The organism is Sphaerisporangium sp. NPDC005288 (assembly GCF_040607475.1).
Classification (GTDB): domain Bacteria; phylum Actinomycetota; class Actinomycetes; order Streptosporangiales; family Streptosporangiaceae; genus Sphaerisporangium; species Sphaerisporangium rhizosphaerae.
Genome location: NZ_JBEXGT010000028.1, coordinates 103,047 through 123,944, shown reverse-complemented (window position 1 = coordinate 123,944; position 20,898 = coordinate 103,047). Strand labels below are relative to the sequence as shown.

Here is a 20,898-nt window from a genome sequence, read left to right as displayed (position 1 = left end):
CCTCCACCACCCTGGGCGCCAACTGCCCACCCGGTGGCACCGACCCCGCCTGCACCGCCGCCTTCACCGTCCTGATCCCCGAACTGACCATCACCGTGGCCTCCGGCGCCGCGACGGTCGTGGCGGCGGGCACGGTGGCGTACACGATCACGATCGCCAACACCGGGCAGACGCCCTACATCGGTGCGACCGTGAGCGCCGCGCTCGCCGATGTGCTCGACGACGCCGTCTACAACGGCGACGCCACCGCCACCAGCGGCACGGTCACCTACGCCGCGCCCACCCTGACCTGGACCGGGAACCTCGCCGTCGGGGCCACCGCCACCGTCACCTTCACCGTCACCACCGGCAACCCGATCAGCGGCGACGGCGTCCTGACCACCACCGTGACCTCCGCCGCCACCGGCGCGAACTGCCCGGTGGGCGGCACCGACAACCGGTGTGCCGACACGGTGACCGAGGTGGCGCAGAGCATCACCCTGAGCGCGCTGCCCGACGGCTTCACGTTGACGGGGCTGCCCGACACCACGGTCCGCGGCGACGGCGTGGTGACGATGACCGTGGTGTCCAACAGTCCGGGCGGCTACAACGTCAGTGCGCGGGCCACTTCGACCGTGCTCACCGCGCCCGGCACCAACGCGACCATCCCGGTCTCCGCCCTGAGCGTGCGGGAGACCGGTACGACCGGGTTCCAGACCCTGTCGGCGACCACACCGGTGGTCGTCCACCAGCAGGCCGGCCCGTCGGCGCAGAACGGAGACCTCCTCAGTAATGACTATGAGGTGGATATTCCGTTTGTCCCGTCCGGGCGATATTCCACGACAATCGAGTACGTGGCGACCACGGACTGATGTCCCCGATGTCCATTCCGCAGCTTTTGTGGATGCGATTCCCTGCGGCATTACTTTGGGGGGCCAAGGGGGCTGAAAAGCGCGTTCGCGGGGTTTGGATAGGACATTTTCCGGTGATCATCATTATCGAAATGGAGCTTCCCAGGGAGTTGGTGTCGAAGGTGAACGAATATCGTGCGACGTGGTCGGCACGCCTCGCGGCCGGGGCCGGCATGACGGCGGTGGCGGCGGGGGTGCTCGCCTTCACCGGGTCGTCGGTGCTGGCGGACACCGACGCCGACAGCACAACGGCGAACGTCGAAGTGCTCTCGTCGATCACGCTGACCGGGCTCACCGACTCCTTCACCCTCACAGGCGCGCCGGGGTCGATTCCCACCACGGGGGCCACCCCGGTCACCATGACCGTGACCACCAACAACTTCGCCGGCTACAACGTGTCGGTGGTCCCGCGCACCCCGAACCTCACCGGCGCCATCGCGGGGAACACCGACGTCATCCCCGCCAACGCCCTGCAGGTCGACGGGCCGGTGCAGGCGGGCACCTACGCTCCGCTGACCCATCCCACGCCGCTGGTGGTCGCCGTCAAGAACAGCGCCTCCGCCCCGGCGGGCGACGCCATCACCAACAATTACCGCATTATCGTGCCGTTCGTCCGGCCCGACACCTACAGCGGAATCCTGGATTACGTCGCGACCACTTTGTGACGCCCGCCGGGCGCCGCCCACGCGACGGCGACCCCGGGCCGCACTTCGTTAAAGACTGCCTGCCGCACGCGCGGCGCGGACGCCGAATTCCCGCCGGGCGCCGTTATCGTGCGAGTCGCAGCCCGCATCCGGAAAACCGGCGGCGAAGCGGCTTTCGCGATCGAAGGGTAGTGCTCGATGGAACCTCCGGCCGTCCACGGACGGGAAACCGCCGCCTCCGCCGTCCGGGGGCGGACGGCCGGCGCCCGCATCGGCGTGGCCGTCGCGCTCGCCCTGCTGCCGCCGGGGACCGCGGCGGCCCACGCCGCGACCCCGCACCCCGCCAAGCCGAAGAAGGACTACGCGCTGCGCATCGGCATCGACAACGGGCTCGCCGGCGTGGGGCCGGGCGACCGCGTGACGTACACGATCAAGGTGACCAACACCGGGAACGCCGACACCCCGCCTCTGCTGCTCACCCAGACCCTGATCCCCGGCGTCCGGCTCGTCTCCTCGGCTCCCAAGGGCAAGGTGACCGGCGGCCGCGTCACCTGGAGCGGGAAGGTGCCGGCCGGCGGGACCGGCCGGTACAGCGCCACCGTCCAGGTCGGCGCGCTGCCCGCGGGCACCCAGCGGCTCGCCGCGGTCGCCTGCGCCACCACCAAGGGGAGCAGGCGGCCGATCGTCTGCGCCGCCGACTCCGACCGGCTGCCCGCGCCGGCGGCCGGCGGCCGTCCGGGGTCCTCCACGGCCCTGTGGTACGGCGCCGGGGGCGCCGCGGCCGCACTGGCGGCACTGATGGGCGTCCTGCTGCGGCGGGTGGCCCTGCGGCGCAGGGAGCGGACGGCCCGGCGGTAGCCTTGAGCCGTCCGCAGGTGAGACCGCAGCAGGGGGCAGGGTGAAACTTCTCCACTCAGGGAAGGTCCGCGACGTCTACGAGGACCGCGGGGACATCATCCTCGTCGCCTCCGACCGCGTCTCGGTGTACGACGTGATCCTGCCGACCCTCATCCCCGACAAGGGCAAGATCCTCACGCGGCTGTCGCTGTGGTGGTTCGAGCAGCTCGCCGACATCGTGCCCAACCACGTCATCTCGGCGACCGACGTGCCCGAGGAGTTCGCCGGCCGCGCGGTGCGCTGCCGCAGGCTCGACATGGTGCAGGTCGAGTGCATCGCGCGTGGCTACCTGGCCGGGCTCGGCCTGCAGGAGTACCGCGCGCGGGGCTCGGTGTCCGGCGTGGCGCTGCCTCCGGGGCTCCTTGAGGGCTCCAAGCTGCCCGAGCCGGTCTTCACCCCCACCACCAAGGCGCAGCTCGGCGCGCACGACGAGTTCATCACCTTCGACGACGTGGTCGTCCAGGAGGGCGCCGAGGCCGCGGAGGAACTGCGCCGCCTCACCCTTGAGATCTACCGGCGCGGCGCCGAGCTCGCCGCCGCGCGGGGCGTCGTCATCGCCGACACCAAGCTGGAGTTCGGCAGGGCCGCCGATGGCACGCTCGTGCTGGCCGACGAGGTGCTCACCTCCGACTCCTCGCGCTTCTGGCCGGCCGACCGGTGGGAGCCCGGCCGCCCGCAGTACGCCTTCGACAAGCAGCTCGTCCGCGACTGGGCCACCGGCACCGGGTGGGACAAGAAGGAACCCGCCCCCGAGCTGCCCGGCGAGATCGTCGAGCTCACCCGCGCCCGCTACATCGAGGCCTACGAGCGCATCACCGGCACGTCCTGGTGACCCGCCCCGGCTCCTCCGGGGGAGAAGCCTCGGGGGGCAGGGCGAGCCGTTGCTGTTCCTCCTCCACGATCCGGCGCGCCAGCGTCTGCTCCGAGATGTCGACCGCGTCGGGCGTGGACTCGGCCAGGTCGCTGCGCCGGGCGTAGGCGTCGAAGATCTTCGTCTTGTCGCGGAGGATGTCCAGCATCCGCTGGTCGACGCTGTCGGCGGTCAGCAGGCGGTGCGCCTGCACCTTGCGGGTCTGGCCCATGCGGTGCGCCCGGCCGACCGCCTGGCTCTCCATCGTGGGCTTGACCTGCGGCTCGCAGATGATGACGACGGAGGCCGCCTGCAGGTTCAGCCCGAGGCCGCCGGCCTGGATCTGACCGAGCAGCACGGCGTGCCCGCGCGCGGCGGTGAACGCGTCGACGGCCCGCTGCCGGGCGGCGGCCGGCAGGTCGCCGGTGATCGGCCCGTGCGCGCGGCCGTCCAGTGCCCGGTGCACGGCGGCCACGACGTCGCGGAAGTAGGAGAACACCACCACCTTCAGCCCGTTGCCCGCGGCCTCCTCCACCAGCTCCAGCAGCCGCTGGAGCTTGGCCGAGGACTCCGGAACGGCGTAGGCCGCGCGGCGCATCGCCATGAAGTTCCCCTCGGCCACGGCGGCCCGGTAGGCGGCCAGGTCGGCGGGGCTGAACTCCTCCCACTCGTCCACCATGACCAGGTCGGGCAGCTCGGTGAGGACGTCTTCCTGGTTGCGGCGCAGGTAGATGGGCGCCACCGCCCTGCGGAAGGACTGCGGGCCCGCCGCCGCGTCGCCGCCCCGCACGGCGGGCACCATGTCGGGCCGCAGGTGGCCGACCAGACTGCGGAACTCCTCCAGGCGGTTCTCCATCGGCGTCCCGGTCAAGAACAGCACGCGGTCGGTGCGGGCGCACCACTCGGCCACCGCCTGCGAGCGGCGTGCCGCCGGGTTCTTGACGTAGTGCGCCTCGTCCACCACCAGCATGCCCACGCCGACCTCCGCGGGGATCGGCAACCGGTGCAGCGAGTCGATGGTGGTCACCGCGACGCCGCCGGTGCGGGTCCACTCGGCGACGGCCGCGCCCCGGTCGGGGCCGTGCAGGCGGTAGGCCTTCAGCGTGCTGCGCGACTCGACCTCGCGCGTCCAGTTGATCAGGACGCTGGCCGGGCAGGCGACCAGGAAGTGCCGGTCCCCGCGCGCGCTGAGGTGGGCGATGGCCGCGATGGCCTGGACCGTCTTGCCCAGCCCCATCTCGTCCCCCAGGATCACCCTGCGCTGGGCGAGGGCGAAGCGCGCGCCGAACGCCTGGTAGCCGCGCAGGGACACCCTGCGGTGGGCGTCGTCCAGCTCCTGGGCCCGCACGCGCGCCGAGACGGCGTCGGGCAGGAAGCCCTCGGCGGCCACGCGGTCGGGCTCCAGGGCGGCGACCTCGGCCAGCAGGTTGTAGTACTCCGGCGGCCGCAGCTCGAAGTCGGCCCACGCCTCGATGTCGGACGCCTGGGGGCGCAGCAGGTCCACCGAGGCCTGGGCGAGCAGCAGCCGCGCCCCGGACGCGTCGGCCTCGGAGAGCAGGCGGGCCACCTCGGCGACCGCCTCCCGCGCCTGCCTGCGGCCGTCCCGGCCCGCGACCAGCATCCGCAGCCGGCCGCGCGCGGGCCGCGCCGCCGGCAGCGGCGCGGCCAGCCCGTCCTGAACCGTCCTGGCCGCGCGGACCGCCCGCGGCAGGTCGGGACCGGCGGCGACCAGCCGGTGCAGAGCGACCAGCAGCGCCGTGGTCTCGGCGTCGTCGCGGCGGTCCACGTCGACGCGCACGGCCACCGTCTCCTCGGCCGCCCTGGCGATCTGCGCGGCGGCGGCGCGCACCTGCGCCGCGGTGCGCGCGCCGATGCCGGGGAGCAGCTGCAACGCGTACGGAGTGGCGTCCAGGACGTCCAGCACCGTCGTGTACCCGGCCTGTTCGAGCGTGCCGAGCCGCAGCCGGCCCTCGGTGACGTCCTTCAGCCGCGCCACCGGGATCGCGGCCAGGTCGGCCCGCGCCGAGCGGGCGCGCAGCGATGACAGCGCCCGCTGGACCTCGGCCCGCGCCGCGGCCTCGTCGGCGCTCAGCGCCCGCGCGGCGGCGAGCAGGCGCTCGGCGTCGGCGAGGAGTTCCCTCACCTCCTGGGGTGTGTCCGGCGCAGGCGTGGACGGCCTGGTCTCCGTTGCCCTGTGCCCGACGCTGTCCAAGCCTCGTCCTCCCGTGGTGGCCGCACGATGGCCATCACCGTGGCGTGCCGCTCAGGCCGGTGTCAACGCGGGTTCACCCTTCCTTGCCCAGGGCGTCCAGCATGTCCCGGACGCCGCCCGCGGTCACGGTGCGCGGCAGCGCGGTGATGCGCGCGTCCATGTAGTGGCTCCGGTCGCTGCGGGCATGGTAGGTGATGCGGCACGACACCTGCCCGGTGCTGTTCGGCCGCATGACCAGCCGGCGCGTGCACGAGCCGACCGGCGAACCGTCCAGGCGGAAGCCGATGGTGACGTCCACGGCCACCTTCGCGTCCTCGCCGTGGCCGGGGTCCTGGCCGGCCAGGCGGTTGGTCAGCCGCGCGTGCGCGGTGCAGGCCGAGGAGTCGCAGGGCGACAGGCCGCCGGTGCCCTTCACCGCGACGCTGACCCGGGAGTCGATCGACGAGCGCAGCCCGCGCACCCGGGTTTTCAGCGCCGCGAGCGAGGTGCCCACGTCCTCGGCGGTCATCTCCGTCAGGTCCAGGTGCCCCTGGGCGCGCCGCGCCCGGGCCGGAGCCGCCGTGACGCGGGCGGGGGGCCGGGAGAAGACGGCGTGCGTCAGGTCGGGGCCGGCGGTCTCGGCGCCGGTGCCCTCGTCGCCGTCCACCCCTCCGTCGGTGCCGGTGCCCCCGTCGCCGTCCGCGCCCCCGTCGGTGCCTGCGCCGCCGTCGGTGCCGGTGTCCCCGTCGGTGTCCGGCTCGCGCTCGGGCGTTCCGGGCATCTCGATGCGGACGACGCGGTACGGCGGTGCCGTGGTCAGGTAGACGTGGCCGAACGGCAGGCGCAGCTTCTCCACCGCGACGCCGTTCACCCGCTCCTCGGCGCCGGGCTCCGGCTGCGGCCTGCTCCCCGGCGGGACGATCATCCGCGCCAGCCGGGCGGGCGTCAGGCCGTCGAAGGCGGTGACCGGCCCCTTGCCCGGGGCGACCTTGACCCACTTGCCGACGTAGCTCCCGGCCACGGACGCGGCGACGCCGCGCGCGGCGCTCCAGTAGTCCCGCCCGCCCTTGAGGAAGATGTCGCCGGAGGAGGAGCCGGCCACCGACAGCACGCTCACCTTGGCGTCCTCCAGGTCGAGCGTGCCGTACGCGGTGCCGTGCCGCAGCACCATGACGTTCAGGCCCACGGTGGCGGAGGACCCGGCCAGCGTGCCCTTGTAGCGGATGCCCGGGAGCCGCTCCAGCGCCGCGACCGCCTGCGTGAGGCGGCCGGCGGTGTCCGGAGCGGACGGCGTGGCCGAGCCGGACGGCCCGGCCTTCGGTTCCCGGCCGGGGGCGGCGGCGGACAGCGCGACCAGTCCCGCCCCGGCGGCCCCGGCCAGGACGGCCAGCGCGATCGCGCCGCCGATCAGCACCTTGCGCCCCCGACCCCCGGACGGCGGCGCCGGAGGCTGGTCGGAGGTGAACGGGGGCTGCCCGTGCTGGGCCCCGTGCGGGGGCTGTCCGGGCGTGAACGGGGGCCGCCCGTGCTGGAACCCGTGCGGGGGCTGACCAGGCGGAAACGGAGGCATGCCCTGCGGGGGCCGTCCGTGCGGGGGCAGGCCGGGCGCGGAGCCGAAGGGAGACCGGCCGGGCGGGGCGCCGTACGGGGGCCGGTCTTGCGGAGGCTGCCCGGGCGGGGCGTCGTACGGGGGTTGGCCGAGCGGGGCGTCGTACGGGGGTTGACCGGGCGGGGAGCCGTACGGGGGCTGTCCGGGTGGGGCGTCGTGCGGGGGCCGGGCAGGTGGAGGGCCGTGCGGGGGCCGGGCCGGCGGGGAGCCGTAGGGCGGCGGCCCGGGTGGGGGCGTGTTCGGAGGCCGGCCGGGTCCCGCACCCGTCGGGTCATTCATGGATCGTTGCTCCCCCCGTCAACCCAAAATGCGGTTATGGCGGGAAATCTTAGTGAAGAAACGTAAATAGCGAGATGTGAGGTGATTTACCGGTCCGAGGGGCGACATCGCCGTAGGGGGCCGGGCGTCACTTCTTGCAGATGTTCTCGGTCGCGGTCTTCGCCACCGGCGTCGCCGTGGCCGTGGCAGACGGAGTCACCGTCGCCACGGGCTCCTTGACGGTGACCTTTTTGGTCCCGGAGTACTCGGTGCCCACGACCACCTCGATGCCCGGGACGTCCGCCTGGCGCAGCTCGGCGCCGGGGATCGCGGCGGCGACGGTGCGGGCGGAATCCTCCCGCCCGGCCGGGTAGCGGACCAGGGTGCCGGTGTGGTTGCGCGGCGTGGTGTCCCCGGGAGGAGCGGGCACCTGGAACCCCTGCTTCAGCAGGTCGTTCTTGGTGCGCGCGCCCAAACCCGTGACGGTGGTGCCGTTGACGACCCGGACCGCGATGCGCGAGGGCGGGACGGTGAGCGCGGCGGCAGAGGGCGAGGCAGAGGCCGAGGCAGAGGCCGAGGCAGAGGGCGACGGGCTCGCGCTCGTGGAGGCGGTGGGCGCGACCAGGGGTTCGTCCGCCTTGATGCGGGCGAACAGGTCGCGGGCCGCCGTCTTGTCCCACAGCACCGCCGACTCGCCCGTGGGGGCCTTGTAGTCGACATCCGCCAGCGGGACCGTCGTGAAGGACACATCGTCGGTCGAGACGTCCTTGAGCTGGTCGGCCAGCCCGAGAAGGTCCTTGGCCAGGGGCTGGTCGACGGTGAGGAGCTTCAGCGTCGAGGAGACCAGCGAGGTGAGCCTCGCCGGGTTGGCCAGCGTGCCGCCGCTCAGCGCCCGCTGGAGCAGGGCCGAGATGACCTGCTGCTGGCGGTCGATGCGGTCGAGGTCGGAGCGGGCGGTGGCGCGGGTGCGGGCGTAGAACAGCGCCTTGACCCCGTCCAGCCGGTAGGTGCCGGGCTGCAGCTTGAACCCCGTGTGCGTGTCGTCGATGGCGACCGGGGTGCACACCGAGACGCCGCCCAGGGCGTCCACGACGTTGATGAACCCCAGCACGTTGACCTCGACGTAGTGGTTGATGGTCAGCCCCGTGGCCTGGCGGACGGTCTTGACGGCGAGCGGCGCGCCGCCGAGCGAGTACGCCGAGTTGATCTTATGGGAGCCCTTGCCCGGGATGTCGACCCAGCTGTCGCGGGGGAGGCTCACCACGGTGACCTTCGAGTGGTCCTCCGAGAGGTGGATCACCATCATGGTGTCGGTGCGCTGGCCGACCTCCCTGCCGAGGTGCAGCTGGTTCTGCTGGCGGCGGGTGAGGTCGTCGCGCTTGTCGACCCCGACGAGCAGGATGTTCATCGCGCCCCGCGCGTCCGAGCCCGCCGTGCCCGCGTTCACCGATTTGATCTGGCTGGTGGCGTAGGTCGACAGGAACCACAGCACCCCCGAGCCGAGGAGCACCATGCTCGACAGGGCGCCGGTGACGATCAGGCCGCGCACGCCGGCCCGTGCCCGCTTCGTGCGGCGTTGCGACAGCCGGACGCCGCCGTAGGCGTCGCCGCCGACGTGGACGCCGGAGTCGTCGTCGGTCACCTGGTGGCCCCCTCCGCGTCGAACGCTCACCGGTGAGGACGCTCCGCCGCCCGATGGGTTGCCGTCCCCACCCGCTCGTACAGTAGCGTGAGCGCCGCCATGAAGGAGTTCCCCGACTCGCCCCGAACCGGCCAGACCACTCGAGTCTGGCCGCCGATCTCGGTCGTCATGCCGGTGCTCAACGAAGAGCGGCACCTGCGCGAGGCCGTGCGGCAGGTTCTCGCCCAACGTTACGACGGTCCCATCGAGGTCGTCCTCGCCATCGGCCCGTCCCATGACCGCACGCAGGAGGTCGCCGACGCCCTCGCGGCCGAGGACCCCCGCGTGACGGTCGTGCCCAACCCGACCGGGCGCACCCCGAACGCGCTCAACGCCGCCATCGGCGCGTCCCGCAACGGGATCATCGCCCGCGTCGACGGGCACGCCATGCTCCCCGACGACTACCTCCAGGTGGCCGTCGAGACGCTCGAGAGCACCGGCGCCGACAACGTCGGCGGCATCATGGCCGCCGAGGGCGTCACGCCGTTCGAGCAGGCCGTGGCCCGCGCCATGACCTCCAAGATCGGTGTGGGCAACGCGCGGTTCCACACCGGTGGGCAGGCGGGTCCGGCCGACACCGTCTACCTCGGCGTCTTCCGCCGCGAGGCGCTCGCGCGGGTCGGCGGCTACGACGAGCACTTCCAGCGCGCCCAAGACTGGGAGATGAACCACCGCATCCGCGAGACCGGCGGCCTGGTGTGGTTCCAGCCGCGCATGCGCGTCTCCTACCGGCCGAGGCCCAGCGTGAAGGCCCTGGCCAAGCAGTACTTCCACTACGGGCGCTGGCGGCGGGTCGTGGCCCGCACCCACGAGGGCACGATCAACCTGCGCTACCTCGCCCCGCCGTTCGCGGTGGCGGCGATGCTGCTCGCGGTGCTCGTCTCGCCCTTCTACTGGCCCACTTTGCTGGTGCCGGGCGCGTACGTCGCGGCCATCGTGGCCGGCTCGGTGGCCACCGGCCGGGGGCTCTCCTCCGCGGCGCTGGCCCGGCTGCCGCTGGTCTACGCCACCATGCACCTGTCGTGGGGCTGGGGCTTCCTCACCAGCCCGCCCAGCCTCGGCAAGCCGCCACAGGAGGCGAGAGCACAGTAAGACGGGGGCGCCCCCGGGAAGCCCTCACCCTTGGCGGCGGCCCGGCTCGGGCGTCCTGGCGGCCCCGGTTCACGAGGACGCCGGGAACGCCGGCGTCCCGGCCGGTTCAGAGCCTTCCGGGGGGCCCGCCACGCGGCCGGCGCCGGGACGTCGAGTGCCCGGCTCGTTCAGTGCCCCGCAGTGAGGTCGGCCGCCCGGCCGGCTCAGGGAGTGTCCGGGATGGCGAGCACCCGGCCCGCTCAGGGGGTGCCGGGGACGTCGACCACGCGGCCGGTCAGGCCCGAGACGAGCAGGTCGAGGGTCACCTCGGCGACCGCGGCCGGCGACGGATCGTCGCCCATCCCCGCCGGCTCGGGGCTCACGCAGTTGACCCGCACGCCGGAGTCCGACCACTCCTGCGCCAGCGCCCGGGTCAGCTCGGCCGCGGCCGCCATCACCGTGGAGCGCAGGCCGCCGGCGGCCCCGTCCCCGACGCCGGACGGGAAGACCGCCGGCACCACCTGCCCCCCGGTCTCGCGCAGGTGCGGGAAGGCCGCCCTGGCGACGGTGACCGGGCCCAGCAGGCCGATCTGGACGACCTCCGCCACCGCCGGCTCGGCGAGGTCCCGCAGTCGCCCGGCACGCGGCACCCCCGAGACGTTGACCACATGGTCGATGCGCCCGCTCTCCTTGGCGACCCGGCCGAGGACGTCGGACACCGAGGCGGGGTCCTCCACCCGGACGCCGTCCCGGTCGCGCGAGAAGCGGTGGACGGCGGCGCCGTACCCGGCCGCCAGCTCCGCGACCCGCGCCCCGACCCCGTCGTCACCGTCGTCGCCGTCGAAGACCACGACCGTGCCGCCCTCCAGGGCGCGGCGGCGGATGCGCGGCGCGGCGACGGCGGGAGCCGCCCGCCCGGCGAGCTCGAACAGCCTCTCGGCGATGTGCACGTCCACCCGGTGGGTGACCTTCATGTTGTGCTCGCTGCCCGGCACGAGGCGGATGGGGACCTCCGGGAGGTACCTGAGCACCACGCCGCAGTCGTCGGTGGCGGGCCGGTTCGCGAACTCCGGGTCGGCGAGGGCGCGCTCGTACGCCCTCCTGATCACCGAGAGCCGGAAGCCCTGCGGGGTCTGGACGCGGCGGAGCCGCGAACGGTCCGGGACGTCCTGGATGACCTCCCCGTGCGGGCCGGGCGCCGCGACCACCATCGTGTCCGAGGACGGGATCGCGGCCGTGACCGCGCGGTGGGTCCTGAGCGCCTCGACGCAGCCGGTGATGATGCGCGGCTCCACCAGCGGGCGCACCGCGTCGTGCAGGAGCACGTCGCACTCCTGCGGTCCGAGCGCCCGCAGGGCCCGCCAGGTGGACTCGGTGCGGCTCGCCCCACCCTCCACGACCTTGCTCACCTTGCCGAAGCCGCCGCGCCGGACGATCTCCTCGACCTCGGCGACATGGCCGGGCGCCATCAGGACGACGATCTCGTCGATCTCGGGCGCGGCCTCGAAGACGGCGAGCGTGTGCTCGATGATCGTCCGCCCGGCCACCCGCAGGAGCTGCTTGGGCATGCCGAGCCCGACCCGCTGCCCGACACCGCCGGCGAGGACCACCCCGACGGTCCGCGGACGAGCTTCCTGTGCCACCAAAGTCGAACTTCCCTTCCGATCCCTGTTGCGCCGACCCTACTGACCCCTACCCGCCGTCCACACCCCGCCACGGTCCTCGGCGCCCTCGGAGAAGGGCCGCCCCGTGGTGCGTGCGGCCGGTTGCCGGGGTGTTCACTGATGGTCGGAGTTGGTCACCTTCCGTGGCGGGCGTCCGGGTCCATGGGGATATGACGGCTGCCGGTGACCTGCGGATCGCCAGGGAACCCGCCGATGGGATTGCAAGCCCCGTGACGGCTCGGTTACGTTGCGGGGTGGACGATCCCCGGTCGCGGAAGGAGACCCCGGTTGCCTGAATCCGCGTACCCGCCCCCGGTACGGCCACCGAGCGCGCGTCCGTCCGCGAACCGTCCGGGGGAGCCGCCCGCCGTCAAGGCGCCGCCGGCCGTCGCCGTGGTCCTGGCCACCACTCCCGGAGCCCGCCTGGGGTGCGCCGAGGGCACGCTGGTCGACCGCCTGGCCGACCAGCTCCTCACCCTTGAGGTCACCAAGGTCGTGTCGGTGTTCCGGCCCGAACCGGCGACCGCGCGCGAGCCGGCACACGACCCTGGCGCCGGCGCGACGCCGGAGCCGGCCGGGCCGTTCGGGTCGTCCGAGCGGTTCGAGCGTTTCGAGACCTCCGGTACCGCCGGCGCCTCCGGGACCTCCCTGGCCTCGCGGACGACCGGGACCACCGGGACGACCGGGAACGTCGGCATCTCCGGGACGGTCGACGGGGTGAAGGGCGCCGAGGCGTCCGAGGCCGACGCGGCGGTGGTCGAGGCCGTGAAGGGCACCGGGGGCGACCCGGTGATCGAAGACGCGGGACGCGTGATCCGCAGCACCGGCCTGGTGGGTGATCTGCGCGCGGTGGCCGCCATCGCGCGGGCCGGCGGCGGGCCGGTCGCGGTGTTCCCCGGCGACCTGGTCGCGCACACCGAGGCGCTGGCCCTGCTGCTCGCCGACCCGGCGCGCGGCACCGGCGCGCTGGTCGCGGCCGAGCGCGATCTCCCGTCCTCGGCGAGCCCGGCGGCCCCGTCCTCGCGCGCGCCGGTCCGGGCGGAGCGGGGGCGGGTGGTCGCCGCGGGCAACTCCTTCCACACCGTGGCCGAGCCCAACGCCCGCTTCCGGGCGGTGCTGCACGTGGGCGAGGCCGACCTGGCGAGCCTCGCCGAAGTGGCCGAGGAGCTCGCCAACCTGGCCCGCGACCGCCGTCTGGGCGGCGCCGACGACTCCGAGGTCGCCGACCTCCTGCTGGCGGGGCTCGTCCGGGTCGGCGTGGCCGTGCGGGCGGTCCCCCTCGGGCTGCTGCACTGCGCCAGGGTGAGCGGGCAGAGGGACGCCGACGCCGCCATCGTCCGGCTGGCCGAGGTGGACGAGGACCGCGCCCGCCTGGCCGCCGCCGTCAAGTCCGACGACGGCTTCGTCGCCACCTTCCTGGTGAGCTCCTGGTCGGGCCACCTCGTCCGGGCGGCGGCGCGGCTGGGGCTCACGCCGAACGCGGTGACCGGCCTGTCGGTCGGCCTGGCGGGCCTCTCGGCCGTGGCGTTCTCGGCCGGGCAGCGGCGCGCCCAGCTCGCCGGCGCCGTGCTGCTGTTCCTGTCGTTCGTCCTCGACTGCGTGGACGGGCAGCTCGCCCGCTACACCCGCGCCTTCTCGCCGCTCGGCGCCTGGTTGGACGCCACGTTCGACCGGGTCAAGGAGTACGTCGTGTACGTCGGCCTCGCGGTCGGGTACGCCGGCGGGGCCGACGGCGGCGTCACCGGGCCGCAGGGGGTCTGGGCCCTGGCGGTGGCGGCCATGCTGGTCCAGGCCATCCGCCACATGATCGACTTCTCGTACGCGGGGGCGCGGGCGGACGCCGCGGGCGTCGACCCCATCTGGGAGCGTCCCGGGCTCGGGGGCTCGCCCGACCTGCCGGTCCACGGCGGAGGCGACCTCTCGGGGGCGCCGTCCACCCCGGCGGCGGGCCGCAGGGGGCCGGCGGCGGGCGCGGCGGCGGGCGCGGCGGTCATGGCCGGCGGCGCGGGGCCGGTGGCGGTGCGTCGTGGCGGGGGAGGGCTCGTGGTGCGGCTGTCGGCGCGGCTCGACCGCAACACCGCGTCACGCTGGCTCAAGAAGATCATCGTGCTGCCGATCGGCGAGCGCATGGTGCTCATCGCGGTGACCGCGGGCCTGTTCAACGCGCGCGTCACCTTCCTCGCGCTGCTCGCGTGGGGCGGGGTGGCGGCGCTGTACACGCTGACCGGCCGAATCGCGAGGTCTCTTTGAGCACGACCACGATGCACATGACCAGGGTCCCGCGCAGCTCCGTGGTGACCTACCGGGACGACGGCGTCCTCGCGCGCGGCATGGGCCTGCTCGTCGCGGGCCAGCTCCCGCCGCTGCCGCCGGCGCTGGCCGGCGCGTTCGTGACCGGGGTGATGCTGCTCCTCGGCGTCGCGGGCGCCGACGGCCCGGCGGTCTTCGCGCCCGCCGTGGCGCTGATGCTCGCCGGGCCGGGCAGTTCCCACCCGCACGACGGGCGGCTCGACTGGCTGGTCCCGCCCATCCTGCGCCTGACCGAGTACGGGTTCGTGGCCTGCGTGGGCTTCGCGTGGGGCGTGCCGCGGGTGCTGGTGTTCGGGCTGCTCGGCGCGATGCTGTTCCACCACTACGACGTCGTGTACCGCTGCCGTCAGCACGTCTACCCGCCGCCCTGGCTGGCGTCCGCGGGCCTGGGCTGGGAGGGCCGCATGCTGCTGGTGGCGCTCGGGGCCCTGCTCGGCATCGTCACGCCGGTGTTCGCGCTGCTGGCGCTCTACCTGTCGGCGCTGTTCTGCTGGGAGAGCGTCACCTGCTGGCTGGCCGCGCCGCGGTCGGGCGTCGAGGCGGCCGACCTCGGCGGCCAGGACTGACCGGTCGCGCGACGGCCGGCAGGCGAGCCCGGGGCGGCGAGCAGCGGCGAGCCCGGGGGTGGCATCGCACCCGCATTGCCAACGTTTGGTCGGGTAACGGAATAGGTGAACTCCGGATTACACGATCACCACCCCCAGGCAACTAACCTTTGGCCTACACATGCTGGCCTGATAGAGGAGTGCACGTTGCTGGGAATGGTACTGGCCGCCGGGGCCGGGCGGCGCCTGCGGCCGTACACCGACACGCTGCCCAAGGCGCTCGTGCCGGTCGACGGAGAGACCACGATCCTCGACATCGCCCTGCGGAATCTCGCGGCGGTCGACCTGCGCGATGTCGTGGTGATCGTCGGCTACGCGGCACAGGCGGTCCACGACCGCAAGGCCGAGCTCGAGCGGCGGCATGACGTGAAGCTCACCCTCGTTCACAACGACAAGGCCGAGGAGTGGAACAACGCCTACTCCCTCTGGTGCGCGCGTGACCACTTCTCCGAGGGCGCGCTGCTGGTGAACGGCGACACCGTCCACCCCGTCTCGGTCGAGCGCACGCTGCTGTCCGCGCCCGCGACCAGCGACATCCTCCTCGCCGTCGACGACGTCAAGCGGCTGGCCGACGAGGAGATGAAGGTCACCCTCGACGAGGGCGGCCACCTGGCGCGCATCACCAAGCTCATGGACCCCGCCGAGGCGTTCGGCGAGTACATCGGCGCCACGCTCATCCGGCCCGCGGCGGCCGAGCGCCTCGCCGACGCGCTGAAGGCCACCTTCGAGCGCGACCCGCAGCTGTACTACGAGGACGGGTACGGCGAGATGGTCGCCAGGGGCGAGAAGATCGCCGTCGCGCCCATCGGCAAGGTCGACTGGGTGGAAGTGGACAACCATGACGACCTCGCCCGGGCCAGGGAGATCGCGTGCACCTACTAGCCGAGCCGCCGGCGGTCACCCGTCCGCCGGCCCGCGGCACGACGACGGCCGTCGCCTGGTCGCCGGGTGTCCGGCCGACGGACACCTGGTCGCCAGTCGCCCGGTCGACGGGACCCGGGTCGACGGATGCCCCGCCGGCCGGGGCGAGGTCGGCGGGGGCAGCGAGAGGGCGGGAGCCGCGATGCCGCTTCTAGCACGCATGCTCATGGCCCCGCTGACCATGGAGGTCCGCCGTGGCGCGGTCGCCGAGCTCGGCGCGCTGCTCGCCGACAGCCGGGTGGCCACCTCCGGACGGGTCGCCGTGGCCGTCGGAGCCGGGCAGGGCGCCCACATCTCCGGGCTGATCGCGCCGACGCTGTGCGACGCCGAGGTCTTCCGCGTCCCCGACGGGTCGGTGGACTCCGCCGTGTCGCTGGGCGCCGACCTGCGCAAGGGCGCCTACGAGGCCGTGGTCGGCATCGGCGGCGGCAAGACGATCGACGTGACCAAGTACGCCGCGTCGCTGGCCGGCATCCCGATGGTCGCCGTCGCCACGAACCTCTCCCATGACGGCATCTGCTCCCCGGTCTCCTCGCTGGAGCACGAGAGCGGCAAGGGGTCGTTCGGCGTGCCGATGCCGCTGGCGATCCTCGTCGACCTCGACTTCGTCCACGGCGCCCCTCCGGCGCTCGTGCGGTCGGGCGTCGGCGACGTGATCAGCAACCTGTCGGCCATCGACGACTGGCAGCTCGGCAGCGTCGAGCGCGGCGAGCCCATCGACGGCCTGGCGGTGTCGATGGCGCGCACCAGCGCCGAGGCCGTGCTGGGACGGGTGGACTCGGTCGAGTCCGACGCGTTCCTGACGGTCCTGGCCGAGTCGCTGATCCTGTCCGGCATGTCGATGGTCGTCGCCGGGTCCTCGCGTCCCAGCAGCGGTGGGGATCATGAGATCCTTCATGCCGTGGACCAGCTCTATCCAGGCACCTCCAACCACGGCGAGCTCGCCGGGGTCGGAGCGGCCTTCTGCTTCTTCCTGCGGGAGGACGAGCACCGGCTGTCGCAGATCACCGGCTGCCTGCGCCGTCACGGCCTGCCGGTGACCCCCTCCGACGTCGGTCTGACGGCCGAGCAGTTCACCGCCGCGGTGATGCTGGCTCCGTCGACCCGTCCCGGGCGGTACACGATTCTTGAGCACCTGCGCCTGTCCGAGGCCGAGGTGCGCGACCGGGTGGAGGAATATGTCCGGGCCGTCGGTCATTGAGCTGCGCGCGGTCGCGCAGCCGCAGACCACCATGGACCGCAACTCGGGCGAGCACTGGGCCGGCGCGCTCTACATGCGGAAGCTGTCGATCTACGTGACCTGGGCGCTGGCCCGCACGCCCATCTCGCCGAACCAGGTCACCGGCCTCATGATCGTCTCCGGCCTGCTCGCCGGGGTCGTCCTGGCGCTGCCGGGCCTGTGGGCGGCGATCGCGGCCGCGGTGCTCATCCAGGTCTACCTGCTGCTCGACTGCTCCGACGGCGAGCTGGCCCGGTGGACGCACCGCACGTCCATCACCGGCGTCTACCTCGACCGGGTGGGCCACTACTTCGCCGAGGCGGCCCTGCTGATCGGGCTCGGCTTCCGCGCCTCCGAGACGCTTCCCGACTGGTACACCGTGCTCGGGTTCGCCGCCGCCCTCGGCGCCATCCTGATCAAGTCCGAGACCGACCTGGTGGACGTCGCCCGGGCGCGCTCGGGGCTTTCGGCCACCACGGAGGCCGCGGCCGAGCACTTCCAGTCGCGCCGGCTCGGCGCGGCACGCAAGGTCGCCGCGGCGCTGCGCTTCCACCGGGTGATCCAGGCGGTCGAGCTGTCGATCCTCGCCGTGATCGCCGCGGTGCTGGACGCGGTGTGGGGAACGGTCGCGGGCGGCCTCACGGCCACCCAGGTGCTCACCGTGGCCTGCGTCGTGTTCGCCGTGCTGCAGACCGTCCTGCACCTCGTCAGCATCCTGGCGTCGAGGCGGCTGGCCTGAGATGAGCCGGGGCCGCTCGCGCGAGATGCGAAAGCATCGGAACCGGCGGCGGCCCATCGGCGTCGTATCTCTGTCAAGAGCCGTCACCGGACTCACCGCCACTGTTTGGCGGGGGTTCGCCGACAGTTCCGATACGCTTATTTCGCAGTACCCGTCGACACCCAAGATGGCCCGCTCACACAGACTCGGTGAACATGACCCAATGCGTTCTCCATGCGTCGAGGCGATGACGCGTTGAAGATCTCGTGTGTCGTTCTCACCATGGGCAACCGCGTCGCCGAGCTCGACCGCGCGGTCGAGTCCGCGCTCACGCAGACCGACGGCGACGTCGAGGTCATCGTCGTGGGCAACGGCGCCGACGTGCCCGAGCTGGCCGTGATCCCGAACGGCTCGGCCACGGTCCGCACCGTGCGCATCCCGCACAACGTCGGCATCCCCGAGGGACGCAACTACGGCGTGCGCGAGTGCACCGGCGACGTCGTGCTGTTCCTCGACGACGACGGCTGGTACGCCGACGACAAGGTGGCGGCGCACGTCCGCGAGCGCTTCGCCGCCGAGCCCGACCTCGCGGTCATCTCCTTCCGGGTGATGGACCCCGAGGGCGGCGTCGGCCAGCGGCGCCACGTCCCGCGGCTGCGGGCCGGCGACCCACAGCGCTCCTCGCCGGTGACCACGTTCCTCGGCGGGGCCTGTGCGATCAGGCGTTCGGCCTTCCTGCAGGTCGGCGGCCTGCCGGGGCGTTTCTTCTACGCCCACGAAGAGACCGACCTGGCCTGGCGCCTGCTGGGCGAGGGCTACCGCATCGAGTACGACGCCGACGCCGTCATGTACCACCCGCAGGTGCCGCCGACCCGCCACGCCGACTTCTACCGGCTGAACGCCCGCAACCGGGTCTGGCTGGCCCGCCGCAACCTCCCGTGGGCGCTCGCGGCCCTCTACCTGCTCGACTGGGTGCTGCTGACGCTCGTGCGCGAGCGGTCCTCGGTGGCGATCAAGTCCTGGTTCCGTGGTTTCAAGGAGGGCCTGCGCGAGCCGGCCGGCGAGCGCCGCCCCATGGCCTGGCGCACCGCCTGGCGCATGCTCCGCCTCGGCCGCCCCCCCATCGTCTGACCGATCAGGCGAAGGAGGACCACCCCGTTCAGGCGTCCGCTTGCCGCAGGCGTGTCGCGCGCACGTGATACATCATCGCCGGCAGGTCCCCCTGCGACTCGACCCGGAAACCGGCGTCGGGGATCAGCGTGCCGAGCAGCTCGGCGGGGCCGCGCCGCATCGCGGGGCCGGTCAGCAGGCCGACCAGACGGCCGGCCAGGTGACCCGTCGGCGGGCGGAACTCCACGATGAGCAGGCGCCCTCCCGGCCGCAGCACGCGGAACATCTGCCGTAACGCCTCCGGGCGGTCGTCGGCCGGGATGTGGTGGACGGCGAGGCTGGACACCACCAGGTCGAACGACCGGTCAGGGAACGGCAGGTCCTGCCCCTCGCCCACGACGTAGTCGCAGTTGCCCGGGGCGCGGCGGCGCGCGTAGTCCACCATGGCGGGCGAGGGGTCGAGGCCGGTGACGTGCCCGCTCGGGGTGACCACCGGTGCGAGCACCCGGCTCAGGTATCCGGTGCCGCAGCCGACGTCCAGGACGCGCTCACCCGCCTTCGGCCTGGCGAGCGCCGCCAGGCGGGTGAAGACGGTGCGGCGCGCGCCGAGGAAGCCGACCGTGACGAAGAGCTCGTACGCGCGCGGACGGTCGATGGTGCCGCCCGCGTCGGCGTGCTCGGCGTGGTTGTGGAACACCTTTCCCAGGGCCATGATGTCGTCCTTCCCAACCTCAGGTTCCGAACGGACTGTTCATTAATGAATGGTGCGTTCACTATGGTGGGGAGTCAACGAGCAGATCGGCCGTGCTGTGCCATACCGAACAGGAGCCGGGAAGTGTCCGAGGACAGACGGGTCCGGCGCACCCGGCGGGCCGCCCAGGAGGCCCTTGTGGCGCTCATCCTGGAGAAGGGCTACGACGCCGTCACCGTCACCGACATCATCGACCGCGCCGACATCGGCCGCTCCACCTTCTACGCCCACTTCACCGACAAGCAGGACGTGTTGTTCAGCAACATCGACGAACTCGATTTCCTGCGTCCCGCGCCGCCCGCCGGCCCGGGACGGCTCTTCGCCTTCAGCCTGCCCATGTTCGAACACGCGCTGGAGCAACGGCGTCTGGTCCGGGCCCTGCTGGGCAGGCGCGGCGGCGGCCCGATCATGGCCCGTGCCGAGCAGGTGCTGAGCGCCGTCGTCCGGGACGAGCTCGTCGCCGCCGGCGGCCGGCCGTCGCCCTCGCTCGACCTGCTGGTGATCTGCGTGGTCGGCGCGTTCATGGCCCTGCTCCGCGCATGGCTGGACGGCGACATCACGGCCACCCCCGCCGATCTCGACGCCGCTTTCCGCGACGCGACCCTCCCCGCCGTCCACGCCGCCCTGGGGCGCACGTGAAGCACGCGAGCACGCGAGCGCGTGAGCACCGCGACCACGTTTCAGCCTCGCGCGCCGGCCGCCTTCCGCTCTGGTCGCGGGCCGGTCACACGAGCGAGGCCGGCCGTCGAGGCCACGACGAGCAGAACCAGCGCCCACCTGAGGTCGTGCGCCACCGCCGGCAGGAATCTCAGCAGCGAGAGCTGTACCAGCGCCACTGCGGCCACGGCGTACGGGATCAGCAGGAGCCGGCGGGTGGCCTGGCCGGCGGCCGGCCGGCGAGCGGCGAGCGAGACGAGCACGGCCACCAGGGCCACGGCCACGAGCGCCACTGTGGCCCACTGCAGCAGGCGGGCGTCCCGCAGGGGCAGGCTCAGCGGATTGCCGTGCGAGCCGCCGTCGCTGCGCGGCCAGTTGTAGGTCGCTCCCGCGACCGACGCCGTGACCACCGCGGCCACCGCGATCCCCATGGCGGATCGCAGGCGCACGCGGCCGTCCGGGTAGAGAGCCATGGCGACCAGGGGGACCATCAGCACCTGAGGCACCCACAGCCAGTACGTCAGCCAGGCGTCGAAGCTGACATCGTTGCCGATCTCAGGGAACGGCGGCCCGATCCGCCGCCAGAGCCACATCGCCGGGTCGACGGAGCCCAGTACCCCGCCGGCGGCGAAGACCAGCCCGATGCGCCGGGTCGCGGGGCGTTCGGCCAGCCATCCGCCCGCGGCGAGACAGGTCACGGTGAACACGGTCTCGCTCACCACATCCTCCCCCTGCCCCATGGCGATGGAGACCGCGTAGCGGGCGACGGTCGCGACGATCGCCGCTCCGGCGACGACCCATATCAGCGTCCGCACGACACGCTCCTCCATCACCCTGGGAGCAACCCTACGA

Annotated in this window: 17 protein-coding genes and 1 pseudogene; 12 read left to right on the top strand and 6 right to left on the bottom strand. The window is 73.3% G+C overall.

Annotated features, from left to right (window positions below):
* The 4 genes and pseudogenes from ABZU32_RS25380 to ABZU32_RS25365 all read left to right on the top strand — a co-directional run.
* A pseudogene (locus ABZU32_RS25380) lies at positions 1 to 851 on the top strand (hypothetical protein); the annotation flags it as partial.
* Between the two features lie 131 nt (positions 852 to 982).
* Entirely contained in the window at positions 983 to 1,555 is a 573-nt protein-coding gene (locus ABZU32_RS25375) for a hypothetical protein (RefSeq protein ID WP_354925756.1), read from the top strand.
* A 177-nt stretch (positions 1,556 to 1,732) separates the two neighbouring features.
* Positions 1,733 to 2,392, top strand: a complete 660-nt coding sequence (locus tag ABZU32_RS25370; protein WP_354925753.1) for a hypothetical protein — start codon at positions 1,733 to 1,735, stop codon at positions 2,390 to 2,392.
* 40 nt (positions 2,393 to 2,432) lie between these two features.
* On the top strand, positions 2,433 to 3,263 hold the full coding sequence (locus tag ABZU32_RS25365) for a phosphoribosylaminoimidazolesuccinocarboxamide synthase (RefSeq protein ID WP_354925751.1): 831 nt from the start codon (positions 2,433 to 2,435) through the stop codon (positions 3,261 to 3,263).
* Here the strand turns inward: ABZU32_RS25365 and ABZU32_RS25360 are convergent.
* The 3 genes from ABZU32_RS25360 to ABZU32_RS25350 all read right to left on the bottom strand — a co-directional run bounded on the left by ABZU32_RS25360 (position 3,244) and on the right by ABZU32_RS25350 (position 9,011).
* On the bottom strand, positions 3,244 to 5,424 hold the full coding sequence (locus ABZU32_RS25360) for a DEAD/DEAH box helicase (protein ID WP_354925748.1): 2,181 nt from the start codon (positions 5,422 to 5,424) through the stop codon (positions 3,244 to 3,246). The two genes, ABZU32_RS25365 and ABZU32_RS25360, sit on opposite strands and share 20 nt — an antisense overlap.
* Before the next feature lie 142 nt (positions 5,425 to 5,566).
* A complete protein-coding gene (locus ABZU32_RS25355; protein WP_354925745.1) occupies positions 5,567 to 7,042 on the bottom strand; it encodes a hypothetical protein in 1,476 nt (491 codons plus the stop codon).
* A 445-nt stretch (positions 7,043 to 7,487) separates the two neighbouring features.
* A complete protein-coding gene (locus tag ABZU32_RS25350) occupies positions 7,488 to 9,011 on the bottom strand; it encodes an LCP family protein (RefSeq protein ID WP_354925742.1) in 1,524 nt (507 codons plus the stop codon).
* 69 nt (positions 9,012 to 9,080) lie between these two features.
* Between ABZU32_RS25350 and ABZU32_RS25345 the strand changes: the two genes are divergently transcribed.
* On the top strand, positions 9,081 to 10,112 hold the full coding sequence (locus tag ABZU32_RS25345; protein ID WP_354837608.1) for a glycosyltransferase family 2 protein: 1,032 nt from the start codon (positions 9,081 to 9,083) through the stop codon (positions 10,110 to 10,112).
* Between the two features lie 239 nt (positions 10,113 to 10,351).
* Here ABZU32_RS25345 and ABZU32_RS25340 read toward each other — a convergent pair whose 3' ends face one another.
* A complete protein-coding gene (locus ABZU32_RS25340) occupies positions 10,352 to 11,734 on the bottom strand; it encodes a bifunctional cytidylyltransferase/SDR family oxidoreductase (RefSeq protein ID WP_354925739.1) in 1,383 nt (460 codons plus the stop codon).
* Positions 11,735 to 12,043: 309 nt separating this feature from the next.
* Between ABZU32_RS25340 and ABZU32_RS25335 the strand changes: the two genes are divergently transcribed.
* The 6 genes from ABZU32_RS25335 (at position 12,044) to ABZU32_RS25310 (ending at position 18,659) form a co-directional block, all read left to right on the top strand.
* A complete protein-coding gene (locus tag ABZU32_RS25335; protein WP_354925737.1) occupies positions 12,044 to 14,005 on the top strand; it encodes a CDP-alcohol phosphatidyltransferase family protein in 1,962 nt (653 codons plus the stop codon).
* Between the two features lie 17 nt (positions 14,006 to 14,022).
* Positions 14,023 to 14,631, top strand: a complete 609-nt coding sequence (locus ABZU32_RS25330; RefSeq protein WP_354837115.1) for a DUF5941 domain-containing protein — start codon at positions 14,023 to 14,025, stop codon at positions 14,629 to 14,631.
* A gap of 186 nt (positions 14,632 to 14,817) precedes the next feature.
* Positions 14,818 to 15,552, top strand: a complete 735-nt coding sequence (locus ABZU32_RS25325; protein WP_354925734.1) for a phosphocholine cytidylyltransferase family protein — start codon at positions 14,818 to 14,820, stop codon at positions 15,550 to 15,552.
* Positions 15,553 to 15,733: 181 nt separating this feature from the next.
* Entirely contained in the window at positions 15,734 to 16,792 is a 1,059-nt protein-coding gene (locus ABZU32_RS25320; RefSeq protein ID WP_354837111.1) for an iron-containing alcohol dehydrogenase family protein, read from the top strand.
* A complete protein-coding gene (locus ABZU32_RS25315; RefSeq protein ID WP_354925731.1) occupies positions 16,770 to 17,549 on the top strand; it encodes a CDP-alcohol phosphatidyltransferase family protein in 780 nt (259 codons plus the stop codon). Before ABZU32_RS25320 ends, ABZU32_RS25315 begins: the two co-directional genes overlap by 23 nt.
* 213 nt (positions 17,550 to 17,762) lie before the next feature.
* Entirely contained in the window at positions 17,763 to 18,659 is an 897-nt protein-coding gene (locus tag ABZU32_RS25310; protein WP_354837107.1) for a glycosyltransferase, read from the top strand.
* Positions 18,660 to 18,687: 28 nt separating this feature from the next.
* On the opposite strand, the gene ABZU32_RS25305 is transcribed toward ABZU32_RS25310, so the two are convergent.
* Positions 18,688 to 19,350, bottom strand: a complete 663-nt coding sequence (locus tag ABZU32_RS25305; RefSeq protein ID WP_354925728.1) for a methyltransferase domain-containing protein — start codon at positions 19,348 to 19,350, stop codon at positions 18,688 to 18,690.
* Between the two features lie 123 nt (positions 19,351 to 19,473).
* Between ABZU32_RS25305 and ABZU32_RS25300 the strand changes: the two genes are divergently transcribed.
* Positions 19,474 to 20,028: a helix-turn-helix domain-containing protein gene (locus tag ABZU32_RS25300; RefSeq protein WP_354925725.1), complete on the top strand. Its 555-nt coding sequence runs from the start codon at positions 19,474 to 19,476 to the stop codon at positions 20,026 to 20,028.
* Between the two features lie 41 nt (positions 20,029 to 20,069).
* On the opposite strand, the gene ABZU32_RS25295 is transcribed toward ABZU32_RS25300, so the two are convergent.
* The gene (locus ABZU32_RS25295) at positions 20,070 to 20,861 is read right to left on the bottom strand and encodes a hypothetical protein (protein WP_354925723.1); all 792 of its coding nucleotides are present in this window, start codon (positions 20,859 to 20,861) and stop codon (positions 20,070 to 20,072) included.
* Between the last annotated feature and the right edge of the window lie 37 nt (positions 20,862 to 20,898).

Coding starts and splice junctions, on each gene's coding strand:
- ABZU32_RS25375 (WP_354925756.1), top strand. CDS start 983: ATGGAGCTTCCCAGGGAGTTGGTGTCGAAGGTGAACGAATATCGTGCG.
- ABZU32_RS25310 (WP_354837107.1), top strand. CDS start 17,763: ATGCGTCGAGGCGATGACGCGTTGAAGATCTCGTGTGTCGTTCTCACC.
- ABZU32_RS25305 (WP_354925728.1), bottom strand. CDS start 19,350: ATGGCCCTGGGAAAGGTGTTCCACAACCACGCCGAGCACGCCGACGCG.
- ABZU32_RS25320 (WP_354837111.1), top strand. CDS start 15,734: ATGCCGCTTCTAGCACGCATGCTCATGGCCCCGCTGACCATGGAGGTC.
- ABZU32_RS25345 (WP_354837608.1), top strand. CDS start 9,081: ATGAAGGAGTTCCCCGACTCGCCCCGAACCGGCCAGACCACTCGAGTC.
- ABZU32_RS25330 (WP_354837115.1), top strand. CDS start 14,023: ATGACCAGGGTCCCGCGCAGCTCCGTGGTGACCTACCGGGACGACGGC.
- ABZU32_RS25355 (WP_354925745.1), bottom strand. CDS start 7,042: ATGCCTCCGTTTCCGCCTGGTCAGCCCCCGCACGGGTTCCAGCACGGG.
- ABZU32_RS25315 (WP_354925731.1), top strand. CDS start 16,770: ATGTCCGGGCCGTCGGTCATTGAGCTGCGCGCGGTCGCGCAGCCGCAG.
- ABZU32_RS25370 (WP_354925753.1), top strand. CDS start 1,733: ATGGAACCTCCGGCCGTCCACGGACGGGAAACCGCCGCCTCCGCCGTC.